Consider the following 13,754-nt stretch of genomic DNA (forward strand, 5'->3'; position numbering starts at 1 on the left):
ACAACAGTTGTCAGGCGATTAGAATAGGGCATATATTTACGAACGGTGATCTTTGACCATTTCCTACAGCCTTTGCACTGTACTCGAAACAAGCTAGCGGCGCTCATGATACTCTCATTTTCCTATTCCGAAGAAACATTACCCAAAATATCCTGTTCCGACAGGGCCGAACTCGGCTTCTCTAACTGGAACGAACGTATCGAGCGTATCGAAAATTCTGATTTAAAGCAGGATCTTATCCATTTTCAAGAGATTCCGAAAGTGAAATCACTGCTTGCAGCCATCTTCTCAAACAGTCCTTATCTTTCCGATTGTCTTTTGAGTGATATGGAATTTCTCTGCCAGCTTTTAAAGCAGGGACCTGAAAAAAGTCTGACAAAAATCCACCACCATCTACTACAGGAAGTCGCAAATTCGACTGATCGTCAAAGGGTTATAAGCCAGCTTCGCCGGGCAAAAAAAAGAGCATCTCTGACCATTGGCTTGGCTGATATCACGGGACAATGGACAGATCGACGCGTTGTCGAAGAGCTGACGGGCTTTGCTTCAACGGCAATATCCACAGCTGTTTCACACCTGTTGCGGGAACTGCACGAACGCGGACAAATTGAGCTAAAAAACCCGGACCTACCCGAAGATGATTGTGGGTATGTCGTTATGGCCATGGGAAAACTTGGCGCTTGGGAGTTAAACTATTCATCCGATATTGACCTGATTATTCTCTATGATCCTGAAAAAATTAATTACCTTCACCACCGCGGTGTTCAAGAAGGTATGGTGCGACTGACAAGGGATTTGGTGCGCTGTCTGGATGATCGAACCAAAGACGGCTATGTCTTTCGAACTGATTTGCGCCTCAGACCGGACCCCAGCGCCACGCCGCTGGCTTTGTCATTCAACGCCGCAATGACCTATTATGAAACCACGGGCCTAAACTGGGAACGCTGTGCCATGATCAAAGCAGCTCCCATCGCCGGAGATGAAGAACTAGGTCAGCGTTTTATCAATGAAATCAAGCCTTTTGTTTGGCGCAAACACCTCGACTTTGCGGCAATCAACGATATTCATAGCATAAAGAGACAGATTTACGCCCACAAAGGCGGCAGCAAGATTGCCATCAAAGGACACAACATAAAACTTGGGCGCGGCGGTATTCGTGAAATAGAGTTTTTTGCACAGACACAACAACTGATTTGGGGTGGACGAAACCAGGACTTGCGCAGTAACTCAACCGTATTTGCCCTGGAACAACTCCACAAAGCACACTTGATATCGCCCAAAGTGCTGCACGACATGACCGAAGCCTATTGGTTTTTACGCCGTGTTGAAAACCGATTACAGATGGTGGATGATCAGCAAACCCAGTTTCTACCCGACACCGACGAAGAACTGGCACAAATTTCTGCGTTCCTTGGGTACGATAGTTCTGATGAATTCAGCGAAGAGCTGTCAAATCACCTTCATGTTGTTGAAAATCACTACGCCGCCCTTTTCGAAGAAGATCATACCCAGCCAAGTACCACCAAAAAACTGATCTTTAGCGGGCACGAAGCAGCACCAGAGCTTGTCACAGAACTGGAAAGTATCGGTTTTCAAGACGGCGTACGTGTTTTTCAAATCATCACAAAATGGAAACAGGGAAAGTACAGGGCCGTTAGATCTGATCGGTCTCGACGATTGATTACGGAAATAGTGCCTGTCCTACTGGAAGCATTCGGAAAATCATCGGCACCGGACACGGCTTTAAATAAATTCGATGATTTTCTGTCTGGTCTGCCCACCGGGGTCCAACTTTTCTCGATGTTACAGACAAACCCAAACTTATTGGATTTATTGGCAGAAATCATGGGGTCGGCCCCTGCACTCGCTGATCGTCTTAGCCATTCACCCGCCCTGTTAGAAGCCGTATTAAGCGACGATTTTTTTGCCCCCCTGCCAGAATTACCGGACTTGCAAAATCAACTGGAACATCTGTTAGAAGAAGCCAGGGATTTTCAAGATATTTTGGATGAAACACGTCGTTGGGCCAATGATCAAAAATTCCGTATCGGGCTTCAAATCTTGCGAACAACCTGTTCCATCGAACGTTCCAGCAAAGACCTTTCCAACATCGCAGAGACCAGTATTACGTCTTTGTTGCCCCATGTTCAAAGTGAGCTACGCAAAAGGCATGGCGAAATACCCGAAAGCAACTTTGCCATTATGGCTATGGGCAAGCTTGGCTCGCAAGAAATGACCGTCACATCAGACCTTGACCTGATCAGCCTCTATAATCTTGTAGAAAAGGATCAACATTCTAACGGGGACCGTCCACTGGACCCAACGCAATACTTTGCCCGGCTAACTCAACGCTTCACCAATGCCCTGAGCGTTATGACACCCGAAGGCCGGTTGTACGAAATAGATATGCGCCTGCGCCCATCCGGTGGTTCTGGACCGCTGGCTCTCTCACTCGAAGCATTTGAGAAATACCAACGTAACGAAGCCTGGACATGGGAACATATGGCCCTGACCCGCGCCAGAGCCATCGGGTACAATCAGGCGTTCTGTGATCAAATCAACCGCGTCATAAAATCAATACTCTGCACGGAAAGAGACCCGCAAAAACTTGTCAATGACATCGCCAACATGCGCCAACGCATCGCCCGGGAAAAACCGGCCCAGAGCGATTGGGACATCAAACTTGTCGATGGCGGACTGATTGATCTGGAGTTTTTAAGCCAATATCTGCAACTAAGATATGCGCACACTGACCCATCAATATTACACAGCAATACCAAACAGGCTTTCAAACAGCTGGGCAAAGCCGGGATTATCAGCTCAGCAGACACGTCCGATCTGTGCGATGCCTTTGACCTGTTCCATCAATTGCAAAATCTCTTTCGTCTCACCACAGGTGAATATCTGGACGAAGACCAAACATCCCCCGAAGTTTTATTCCGCCTTGCCAAAGCCTGTAATGAGCCGGGGTTCCAAGAGCTAAAGCAGCGATACCTTCAGACAAAAGCTCATGTATCGAGAATTTACGGCCAATTAATATAGACGTAACCAAGAGCAGAAAATCAGACAACTATAAATAACTATTTATAAATCCGCGCTTTGGTTAGTGAATCTTCGTTGTCACAGTCCTATAAAAATTTATTTTATTTTTATGGCTAAATTTAGCCTGCAAATAAACCTCGCTATAGGCAAATACACCCGTTGCTGTATCCAGTATATAATACCCGTCAAAAGTCCCTTTTATTTTCTTCCTATTGATAACTAGCAACGATAAGGGACCTCTATAATCTATAACTATAGCTTCTCTATCATTAAATATCGTTTTACCTAAGACCGTTCCTGTTCCTTTTAACTCCATACCTCCCAAATCAAAATCAGCTTTAAATTCATACCCAGTTTCAATGCCTGACGCCGGAAACTGAACGATTACTTCCTTAACCATACCAGACATTACTTCTTTGGTTTGCTGTATTTCTTTTGGCGTTAGTTCTGGAGAATAAAGGCTAAAGTCATGTACCTTACCAAATGGAGAAATATCAAACGACATCTTTAAATTATCAGTGATTGTTTCTTTACCATTCTTGTTTATCAACTCAGTTGTAAAAGCAGAAATCACTAAATTTAAATTTTCATTATCTTTCAGTATCTCAATAGCACCTCGGCCAATCGACTTTTCCTCAATAACTCTATCATTTATTTTTCCAAATATAGTTATTGAATCAATAGTTTGTCTTTCAGAGAGAGGAGTGTAGCGAATAATAATCGGCTTATCGATTGCCGAAACCTGTCCCTGATACACAGGCTTATTTTTAATATTTTCGTCTGCATACGTTAGTGAAAAAACTGATACGCATGGTAAAACGATAACAAGACCTTTAATGAAACGCTTAAACATACTTCCCCCAAAATTCAAAGATATATAAATTTTTTATTCCCTTTCTATTCGTACAGATAGCCCACAATCATTACAACTATAGGATTTTAAAACCCTCATTTTAAACAAGTGTCTTTCTTCCATGCCAGATCTTGCTATCAGGCAGTACAAACGATAGGTATCTAACGGAATTCGACTTAAAAGGATTATCATTATGACGCTTGAAATTGGCGATATCGCCCCGGACTTTACCGCCCCTATTCAGGGCAATGGTGAATTGACCCTTAGCTCACTTAAAGGACAGGCCGTTGTTCTTTATTTTTATCCCAAGGATTCCACCCCCGGCTGTACGACAGAGGCTTGTGATTTTCGGGATGCACAGCCGGATTTCACCAAATTAAATGCAAAGGTCATTGGCGTTTCAAAAGACAGCGTCAAGCGCCATGATAACTTTATTGCCAAGAATACGCTGAATTTTGATCTTGTTGCTGATCTGGACGGAGAGATTTGCGAAGCTTACGGAGTTTGGGTTCTGAAAAAACTCTATGGTCGGGAATACATGGGCATCGAACGTGCTACTTTTCTGATTGATGCCCAAGGGGTCGTGCAGAAAATCTGGCGCAAGGTAAAGGTGAAAAACCACGTCGCAGAAGTCAAAGCCGCTTTGCAAGAGCTAGCTTAATAATCACCCCAAGACTTTCACAAATAAGATATGGGCGGCGATAAATCGCCCATATCTTATTTACGCATCTCTGTTTTACCCGTACCAGTCTTACCCATCTCGGCCTATCGACATAGAAACTACTTCAAAACGCTGTCCGGGGAAAAACCACACCATGCTGCCATCTTTCGATAGGCTGCGGAAAACCCGCTCAGGGAACCAACATATAAATCACCACCGGAATAGTCATCTATCAAGACCACTTTGTCCCCCTTGGCAAAGCCGCGCAAAATATTCAACTCCTGCCCATTTCCACTGACATTTGCATAGGGAATGCCGTCATCATCAATGCCTGCGTAGGCCAAAGATTCGTAACTTGTGCTTGTACCTGCCTGACTGATAACCCAAAGAACAATCTGATTTTCCTGAAGATAGGTTGGGTATCCACGGGCCGTTGCCTCCTGATATTCAACATAAGGCATTGCCGCCGGGGGTAAGGCGTCCCCATTGGATATCGAGACCGTAATAGAATCATCACCGTCCCCCCCGGTACGGATAGAGCATATTGTTCTCAACTCCCCATCTTCGGTGACAAATGTTTCTGCGTTTGCCTGCCAATCTTTATATTGCTCATACAAAAAACCTTCCTTTTTCGGACGTTCGTCTTTGTATGCAACGTTTATTACCGCAAACGTATCAGGCTGTTTATGGTTGACCACCCCCACCGCAAATGCTGGTATCGCCAGACCCGAGAACAGAATAGTAACGCTGAAACCAGCAACAAATTTGCGCAAAAATCTTGTCATAAGAAACGCCCCCTAGTTTGGAAAGATCCAATAATGACAAGCAGAGTGATACAAGCCTCTTACGATTGCGTTAAAACCACGCCAACTTCTAACCATAACAAACGGCACTTAGGCCATACAGACGATCTCGCGACGTAGCAATTGGGTCATGCGACGGATAAATCGAATTTGGCTTATGGCAATTTTGCCAAAATAAAACTATTGATTTACGACTTCATTGGTTTATACCGAAAAGCTGTTTCCCAACGGGTCATACCTAATTCACCAACGTCATCCTTTTGACACAATGGTTGTGTTAACTTGCACTATCGATCAGCTTGCATAAATTTTTCCTGATACGCTGCTATAGCAAAGACAATGTTCAAAGAACTAAAAAGAATTTACAAGACGTTCAAAGCTGGGAAAAAGTTTAATGACAAGCATGATTCCCCCACAATAGAAACGCCGGGGTCGCCCTATTCGACTCCCCCAAATTCTACCCCGGAAAAAGAGACAAAAAACAAGAATAACGGATCCTCCGATCTGGCCCCTTTACAACCCGGTTCCTCTGTCCTGGAACCTTTGGGACAAGATCAGGGTAATGCATCTCTGGCTGCCAATCACTTTTCCCGTGCGGTAAAAGAAAAAAACGAAAAACCGACGCCTTTCTTCAAGCGACTGTACAGTGCTCTTTATCTGGAAGCGCTTTTTCTGGCTCTTGTCCAAGTAGGATCGGCAAATGCTGAAGATAAACAACAGATTGCAGCCCCCAATGCATCGGCTCTTACCAATGATGCAAACACACCGGACGACATATTGTCCTCGCCCACGAATACAAACTGGTCAGAACAAGCCGGCACTTTAAAATCACTGACTTTGAAAATTGATGACTTTATCGATAGCCAAAATCATTTTGGTACATCAACCGAATTTAAATCGGATGACATTCGACTGGATCGTCTTTTGGAAGATGTGGTGACACATCGTAACTTCAGCCCCATCAAATTTAAAACGCTGGATAAATTCCAAAAAATCAGCCTGCAGGAATTCAACCAGGAAAATCAATTCGATATTATCGATCAAGACAATGATATTCTCATTGAACTGGATGATGATGCTCTTCTCTTTGCCACCGAAGAGCTGGCCGTTTTTGGTGGGGATGGTTTTAACTTTTTTATTGTAAACAACGAAGCGCTTAATCTGTTCGACAACAATACAACACATAACAGTTGGGAGAGCCTGCGCCCGGACCAAGAGTACTTTGTGCTCAAAAAAGAAGATGTTCTGGAAGAGGATGTCGACATCATTTCTGTTGAAGAAGAAGTATCTTTTGATGACAATGATCACCCCCCCGAGGATCAAACGACAGAGACGATCACCGTGCATTATTTCATTTATCAAGAAACAGTCATCGGCATTTCATTTGATTTACCTCCTGATTTTTATGAAAAACACGGCGATCTTGATTTGGCAGCACTTTTAGCCTAGACACAAAAATAATCGACACAGAAATAATCTCGTTTCATCCAACATCTTCTCGCAGGCACCTCTATGGCAAAGATACCCTCTACCCTGTCAGAAGCAGCCCGTATCGCACTGACCACAGCAAATTCAATAGAAAAAGCTGAACTTAGCAGAGCCTTTGCCAAAGCCTGGCAGCAGGGTGACATTCAAAGCGTCGGCACCGCGGAAATTCCAAAAGAGCCTGCACGCGAAGACAAACCCGAACTCGTCCCGCCCCGTGAAGTTCCCCGCAGAAAAATCACCCCGGAAGTCGAAGGACGTATAGCGCTACTTCATGCCCTCACCCATATCGAGCTTCACGCCATAAATCTGTGCTGGGACATTATTGTCCGCTTTGCTGCAACCGAAATGCCCAAAGGCTTTTACGATGACTGGGTATCTGTTGCGGACGACGAAGCCAGACACCACCTTTTGCTGTGTGAAAGGCTTGATCAGCTGGGATCTTATTATGGGGCTCTGCCTGCCCATGCGGGTCTATGGCAAGGCGCAGAGGTAACAGAACACAATCTCAAGGCGCGTTTGGCCGTTGTCCCCATGGTGCTGGAAGCCCGTGGAATTGACGTCACACCCGGCATGATAGACAAGCTCAAACTAGCCAAAGATTATGAAAGCGCCGATCGTTTACAGATTATCTATGACGACGAAATCACGCATGTTGCCAAGGGAAAACGCTGGTTCGAATACCTGTGCCATCAAGATAACGAAGATCCGGTAGAAAGCTGGCAGAACATAATCCTCACCCTCTTCAAAGGGCGGGTAAAATCACCCTTTAATGTCGATGGGCGCAACCAAGCTGACTTTCCAATCGACTTCTATGGTCCAATTGCGGATCTATAAACAAATCAACGGTACGGCTTGAGCTAAAAAAATTACCTGGATCTATAAATAGCAATCATGACGACATTATTGTTGCGGCCCAAACCACTTTAACATTAAATACCAACCAGATGGCCAATATTTGTTATTAGGGCAATCCTGATCAAAACAACTGCTGGCCGATAAGATACTATCCTCTGCGCTTCTTATTATATCCCTGCCGCGCACACCAAAATTTTTGACTTATTTCTTTCGAACTCAAAGGATTTCCTTGTGAGCAACGCTTCTCAACCTCAGCAAAATTTCTTTCTCTTTGGGTCTTTACCACTCCTGTTCATAAAAACAGCAACCCCCATTATTCTGGTCATGGTGGTCAATGGTCTTTTTACCCTTGTAGATGCATATTTTCTTGGCGAATTTGTCGGGGCTGATGCCCTGACAGCAGTTACGATGATGTTTCCCGTGTTCATGCTTATTGTTGCCCTATCAACCTGGGTATCAGGTGGGTTCTCCTCCGTTCTGGCCCGACTGCTTGGGGCTAAAGAATTTGGCAGAGCGAGTACGGCCTTTACCAGTGCCTATATGCTTTCCGGTGTTGTTTGCCTGTTGCTTATTTCGATTTTTGGTTTTGGCGGGGATCAAATGATCCAGTGGGTGACCAAAGGCTCAGATACACTCAGCGCAATGGGTTATACCTATATATCCATACTTATCTATGGCTCCCCCCTGATTTTTATTCTGACGATCAGTGTTGATGCCTTCCGGTGCGAAGGCAAACTTGGGTTCATGACCTTTATCTCGGTCCTCTCGACCCTGTTGAATGTGCTCTTTAACTATCTGCTTATCGTGCAACTAGATCTGGGCGTCGCGGGCTCTGCTTATGGCACCCTGCTTGCGCAAACACTATCCCTGAGCGCAGTCATCATCTATCGCTACAATACAATATCAGCCATTTCTCTGATGCCCTCCCCGCTTCATCGCATTACCGGATTTTGGCGCGACTTCCTCGCACTGGGGGCGCCACAAAGCCTGTCTTATCTGGGGATTTCCTTATCATCCGGTGCTGTTTTCTATTCGCTCCAGAACTGGGGTGGCGCGAATTATGAGGCCACAGTAACGGCCTATGGCATTACGACCCGTATTCTCACCTTTAGCTTCTTGCCCTTGCTGGGCTTGAATCTCGGCTTTCAGACAATTGCAGGGAACAATCAGGGGGCGCAAATCTTTCCCCGCGTGAACAACAGCCTGAAGATTGCGATATTTGCTTCTTTTGGCTATTGCCTGTCATTACAGTTGATATTTCATTTTATGGCTGGGCCACTGGGGTCAATTTTTGTCGACGATCAGAAAATCATTACAGAAACCGCACGCATATTACCTCTGATCACGCTGTTTTACTTTCTCTTCGGTCCCAGTATGATTCTATCCGGTTTTTTCCAGGCTATTGGTGACGCAAAAAGATCTGCCCTTATCAGTCTGACGAGAACCTATCTTTTTTCCATTCCCCTGACCTTTGTTCTTCCCCTCTATTTTGGTGAAGTCGGAATCTGGTATGTGGGGCCAGTTACGGAAATTTTGATGACTGTTCTGACCCTGTTCATACTTTTTCACAATGCAAGCAGAACAGGATACAAATTAGGGCTATTCAGAACTGATCCCGCACCTTCGTAAATTGAAACCAAACGCTAAACATTTCATTTTAATCTTACAAGGGGAACGCAAATATTTGCGTTCCCCTTGTAAGTTCTGTTACCTTTTGTTTTCTTATCTAAAAACAAGCTCTTCCAAATAAATTAATAAAAACAGAGCTTAAAAAGTTTGTTGTTATAAGAGGACGAGAATTGCCAACCCCGGAATCCTTATTCACGGACTTCAAGCTTGATTCAGCCGAACTTCTGGAAGCCATTTTTGCAGCCTCCGGTACGTATTTTGTCATCACCGACCCTCAAACAGGATTAATCCACGCAATTAGTGATGCGTGGTTAAAAACCCTGAAGTATAAAAGGGAAGAAGTCGTAGGACATACATCTCAAGAGCTAAATATCTGGTTAGGCCCGGAAAAAAGAGCCGAGATGATACGCCGCATAAAAACCGACAAAACGGTCAGTCGTTTTCATGCCTGTCTGAAAGGCAAAGATGGATCGTTACATGATTTTTCAATGACAATCCAATCCATCATTCTTGGGGAAAAAAGCTACCTCTTATTTTGCGGCTATGACATTACAGAAGAAATAAAAGTTAAAAATTCGGCCGTATCTTCGCGAAAAATGCTGGTCGATGCGCTGGAAGCAATGAGCGAAGGTTTTGTCCTGTACGATCCCGATGGATTGTTGGTCATTTGTAACAGCAAGTTCAAAGAATTTTATGGTTACAGTGATGAAGAGGCAACGCCCGGAGTTCACGAGCGTGCATTAGGCAAACGCGACATAGAAAAAGGTATGGTTATTACAGAAGGCGATGGCCAGGAATATATCAACCGACGTGCAGAGCTCTCCAAAGGTCCCCAAAAACCAAACGTCGTAACGCTTAAGGATGGGCGCTATCTTATGCTAAGCGATCGCCTTACCGAAGACGGGTATGTTGTCAGTATTCAAAAAGATATCAGCGATATAAAAGAAGCCGAATTTGCGCTTATGCGGGCCAGAGACGAAGCCCATGTCGCGAACAATACCAAGTCCGAATTTTTGGCGCATATGAGCCACGAATTAAGAACACCGCTGAATTCCATTCTGGGCTTTACCCAAGTCATGCGCGATGAATTATTGGGGGAATTGGGCCACCCCAGATACAGGGAATACATCAATGATGTGCATCATTCCGGGGAACATCTGCTAAACCTGATTAATGATGTTCTGGATATATCCAAGGTCGAGTCAGGAAAGTTTGAACTAAACGAAGATGTGCTGGATCTGAAAGATACCATTTCGGCCTGCATGCAAATCATCCGTGGTCGACCAGATGCTGCAACCCTGAACATCCAGATCACAGTTCCCGATGAAAAGGTTTATTTTCAGGGCGATGAACGCATCATGCGCCAGATCCTGCTCAACCTGCTCACCAATGCTGTAAAATTCACCCCCAAGGATGGGAAAGTTCTCCTCAACCTTGAAAAGAACAGTGATCACAGCATCCGTCTAATGATCAGTGATACCGGATGTGGTATAGAAGAAGCAGATATTCCCGTTGTCCTTGCCCCCTTTGGACAGGCGCGTGTCAATGCCCGCACAGCTCACGAAGGAACGGGGTTGGGCCTTTCCCTCAGCAAGATGCTAACCGAACTTCATGACGGCACGCTGAACCTGACAAGCAAAGTCCAGGAAGGAACACAAGTCACTCTGAACTTCCCCCCGGAAAGGCATGTTGACCCGGCGTCAATCTGACACCCTATCCCCAAGATTTGATGGCCCCAAGATTTGATGGCCCCAAGATTTGATAAGTAAGCATCTGACAAAAAGCAGTTTCATCAGACAAATCCGGTCAATCTTGTTTACTGATAAAAAACAGAAAGACTTGGGACAGACCCGAAAGCAACATATATAGTCATCCCTATAGATGTGGATGCTCTAACTTAACGGATACCTGAGTTGCCAGTTTCAGATATTGTTCTCACCATTTCTGCCCTTCTTATCGTCATCGCCTGTACCCAGCCGCTGGCCCGAAGAACGGGTCTGCCCTTTACGGTTGTGCTGGGTATTATCGGCGTCATTATTGCCTCTGGCGCAAGCTGGCTTCTCCACACCCGGCTGACGGACCAATTCAACGAAGTCGCTGCACTGGTCGTCAACATGCCCGTATCATCAGCAACTTTTCTGGATGTTCTGTTGCCGATTCTGCTTTTTCAGGGGGCCATAACCATTGATGTCCGGCGCCTGACAAAAGACACCGTTCCCGTTATATTTCTTGCTGTTTTAGGGGTTTTTATTGCCATTGCCTTAATCGGCGGGGCTGTATCTCTGGTATCCAGTGCCCCCCTGGTTATTTGTCTTCTTTTTGGCGCTATTGTTGCCACCACCGATCCCAGCGCGGTCATCAGTCTCTTTCGGGATCTGGGGGCGCCTGAACGCTTGACCCGGCTGGTCGAAGGCGAAAGCCTGTTGAACGATGCCACAGCCATTGCTGCTTTTGGTGCGTTTCTAACCCTTATTATTTCGGGTGGTGGCTATGAACCCGGCCTTCTGGTTCAACAACTCGGGTTTGCCTTTCTCGGCGGTGTTATTACCGGCGTAATCTGTGGTCGCATAGCGATCACCCTGATTTCCTGGCTTAGCTCTTTTCGTTCGGCGCAGCTAACTATCACCGTTGCGCTGCCTTTTGTTATCTATATTCTTGCCAAAAACTACATCCAGATTTCTGGTGTTGTTGCTGTGGTTACCAGCGGCCTTGTCCTCAGCGCCATGGCACGCCCCCGCTTTGAACCTGAAACCTTCAAGTTTTTTCAAGAAACACTGGAACAGCTTGCATGGTGGGCGGGGGGGCTGGTCTTTATCCTTGCCGCATTGGTTGTACCCGATCTGTTATCGGATTTTGTCCTGTCCGATGTCCTGATTATTTTAACCGCTGTCATTGCAGCGTTGATTGCAAGGGCGGTTATCCTGTTTGGGATTTTTCCCTTACTGGCTGCTCTCAAACTAACTCAGCGTGTCGATAACCCGACCAAAATTGTGATTGTCTGGGGCGGATTACGCGGTGCAGTGACCCTGGCCCTTGCCTTGGCCGTTACCGAAAACCCGTTAATTGATCGCGAAACACAACGCTTCATCGCAATACAGGCAACTGGCTTTGCCCTCTTCACACTGCTGATACAGGGAACAACGCTAACGGCCTTGATGAAGTGGTTAAAACTTGACCAGCTTTCCCCCATTGAACGCGCCTTTCGAATTCAGGTTTTAACCCAGTCTCTTTCTACCGTTAAATCCAGCCTGAATAATTTTGCAACCCGTTTTCAGCTCGACCCCAGACTGACTGAACAAACTGCGCAGCAATACATCAACCGCCTGTCCCGTATCGCAGACGATAAATCATACAAACAGGAGATAAATGATCAGGATCGTCTGATAATCGGCCTTGTTGCTTTAACCAACCAAGAAAAATCCCTTTTACTTGATCAACGATTAAGCGGCATCCTGCGCCACGATCTGGTGGACAGGTATTTACTGGTCATCGAAGACATGATCGATGCTGCAAGGGAAAGCGGGCGCGAAGGGTATATTTCCGCGGCCAAAAAACCCTATCGCCACAGTACAAAATTCAGAATATTGAGCTGGGCGCATACTCACCTGGGTTTTAACCGTCCCATTGCATCGCATTTGGGCAAACATTTCCACTTCCTGCTGATTAACCGCATTCTGGTATTAGAACTGAAAAGTTTTCTTGATCAGCGCCTTCAAAACCTTTTGGGCACACAGTCCGTTACTGTTTTACAGGAAATCCTTGATCAGCGACTGGACAGTATTGAACGACACCTTGCGGCATTGCGTCTGCAATATCCCAAATTTGCCAAAACACTTGATCGCCGCATTTTGGAACGTATCGCCTATCGGGATGAATTGGAACAGATTAAAAATTTTCGCGATGCCGGCATCATTAGTCTGGATCTCGCGCGCAGCCTGACAAGCGAGGCAAACTTCTTTCATGCCGCAAGACGGTCACAAACGCACGTTGATATCAAATCAAAAACCGCCGAGCTTCTAACGGCTTTCCCCGTATTTAAAAACCTTGAAGTTTCAGAACTGACACAGGTTATAAAAGAACTTCACCCCCGCGTTCTTGCCGATGGTGCTTATGTCTTCAAAAAAGGAGATAAGGCAGATGGCCTCTATTTTATCGAAAGTGGTGCGGTAGAAATTCGGGTAGGAGACGATGTTCACCGCCTTGGACAAGGCGATTTCTTTGGTGAAATGGCACTTCTTAATGAAACCAATAGAAGTGCATCGGTAAAATCCATTAGTTTTTCGCACCTGCTATTACTAGAAAAAGACACCTTTCACGAATTGGCCCGCACCCATCCAGATTGGCGCAGTTCCCTGAGTGACGTTGCAACCAAACGAAAAACCATGAACAGAGAAACAAGAACAGATTTGAAAACCGATTGATT

General features: G+C 45.5%; 9 protein-coding genes. 7 read left to right on the forward strand and 2 right to left on the reverse strand.

Annotated features, from left to right (window positions below; genetic code table 11):
* Positions 1–105: 105 nt before the first annotated feature.
* Positions 106–3,042 carry a bifunctional [glutamine synthetase] adenylyltransferase/[glutamine synthetase]-adenylyl-L-tyrosine phosphorylase gene (locus WH95_RS03160; RefSeq protein ID WP_046502772.1) on the forward strand — a complete coding sequence of 979 codons (2,937 nt, stop codon included), beginning with the start codon at positions 106–108 and terminating at the stop codon, positions 3,040–3,042.
* 61 nt (positions 3,043–3,103) lie between these two features.
* Here WH95_RS03160 and WH95_RS03165 read toward each other — a convergent pair whose 3' ends face one another.
* The gene (locus tag WH95_RS03165; protein WP_046502774.1) at positions 3,104–3,895 is read right to left on the reverse strand and encodes a hypothetical protein; all 792 of its coding nucleotides are present in this window, start codon (positions 3,893–3,895) and stop codon (positions 3,104–3,106) included.
* Between the two features lie 193 nt (positions 3,896–4,088).
* On the opposite strand from WH95_RS03165, the gene bcp reads away from it, so the two are divergent.
* Positions 4,089–4,556 (forward strand): thioredoxin-dependent thiol peroxidase, encoded by a 468-nt coding sequence (gene bcp / locus WH95_RS03170; RefSeq protein ID WP_046502777.1) that lies wholly within the window; start codon positions 4,089–4,091, stop codon positions 4,554–4,556.
* 119 nt (positions 4,557–4,675) lie between these two features.
* Here bcp and WH95_RS03175 read toward each other — a convergent pair whose 3' ends face one another.
* Positions 4,676–5,341 (reverse strand): hypothetical protein, encoded by a 666-nt coding sequence (locus WH95_RS03175; RefSeq protein WP_046502779.1) that lies wholly within the window; start codon positions 5,339–5,341, stop codon positions 4,676–4,678.
* Between the two features lie 357 nt (positions 5,342–5,698).
* On the opposite strand from WH95_RS03175, the gene WH95_RS03180 reads away from it, so the two are divergent.
* From WH95_RS03180 to WH95_RS03200, 5 genes are all read left to right on the forward strand, one after another.
* The gene (locus tag WH95_RS03180) at positions 5,699–6,808 is read left to right on the forward strand and encodes a hypothetical protein (protein WP_046502781.1); all 1,110 of its coding nucleotides are present in this window, start codon (positions 5,699–5,701) and stop codon (positions 6,806–6,808) included.
* Positions 6,809–6,871: 63 nt separating this feature from the next.
* Complete coding sequence (locus WH95_RS03185; RefSeq protein WP_046502783.1) at positions 6,872–7,681, forward strand: ferritin-like domain-containing protein; 810 nt, start codon at positions 6,872–6,874, stop codon at positions 7,679–7,681.
* Positions 7,682–7,933: 252 nt separating this feature from the next.
* Positions 7,934–9,331 (forward strand): MATE family efflux transporter, encoded by a 1,398-nt coding sequence (locus WH95_RS03190; protein WP_046502785.1) that lies wholly within the window; start codon positions 7,934–7,936, stop codon positions 9,329–9,331.
* 170 nt (positions 9,332–9,501) lie between these two features.
* Complete coding sequence (locus WH95_RS03195; RefSeq protein WP_046502788.1) at positions 9,502–11,040, forward strand: sensor histidine kinase; 1,539 nt, start codon at positions 9,502–9,504, stop codon at positions 11,038–11,040.
* Between the two features lie 204 nt (positions 11,041–11,244).
* Complete coding sequence (locus WH95_RS03200; protein ID WP_052741751.1) at positions 11,245–13,752, forward strand: cation:proton antiporter; 2,508 nt, start codon at positions 11,245–11,247, stop codon at positions 13,750–13,752.
* Positions 13,753–13,754 lie beyond the last annotated feature (2 nt).

The organism is Kiloniella litopenaei (assembly GCF_000982415.1).
Taxonomy (GTDB): Bacteria; Pseudomonadota; Alphaproteobacteria; order Kiloniellales; family Kiloniellaceae; genus Kiloniella; species Kiloniella litopenaei.

What these genes read in the sequence shown, in the direction of transcription:
- WH95_RS03160 (WP_046502772.1), top strand. Translation starts at nt 106, where the DNA reads ATGATACTCTCATTTTCCTATTCCGAAGAAACATTACCCAAAATATCC.
- WH95_RS03165 (WP_046502774.1), bottom strand. Translation starts at nt 3,895, where the DNA reads ATGTTTAAGCGTTTCATTAAAGGTCTTGTTATCGTTTTACCATGCGTA.
- bcp (WP_046502777.1), top strand. Translation starts at nt 4,089, where the DNA reads ATGACGCTTGAAATTGGCGATATCGCCCCGGACTTTACCGCCCCTATT.
- WH95_RS03175 (WP_046502779.1), bottom strand. Translation starts at nt 5,341, where the DNA reads ATGACAAGATTTTTGCGCAAATTTGTTGCTGGTTTCAGCGTTACTATT.
- WH95_RS03180 (WP_046502781.1), top strand. Translation starts at nt 5,699, where the DNA reads ATGTTCAAAGAACTAAAAAGAATTTACAAGACGTTCAAAGCTGGGAAA.
- WH95_RS03185 (WP_046502783.1), top strand. Translation starts at nt 6,872, where the DNA reads ATGGCAAAGATACCCTCTACCCTGTCAGAAGCAGCCCGTATCGCACTG.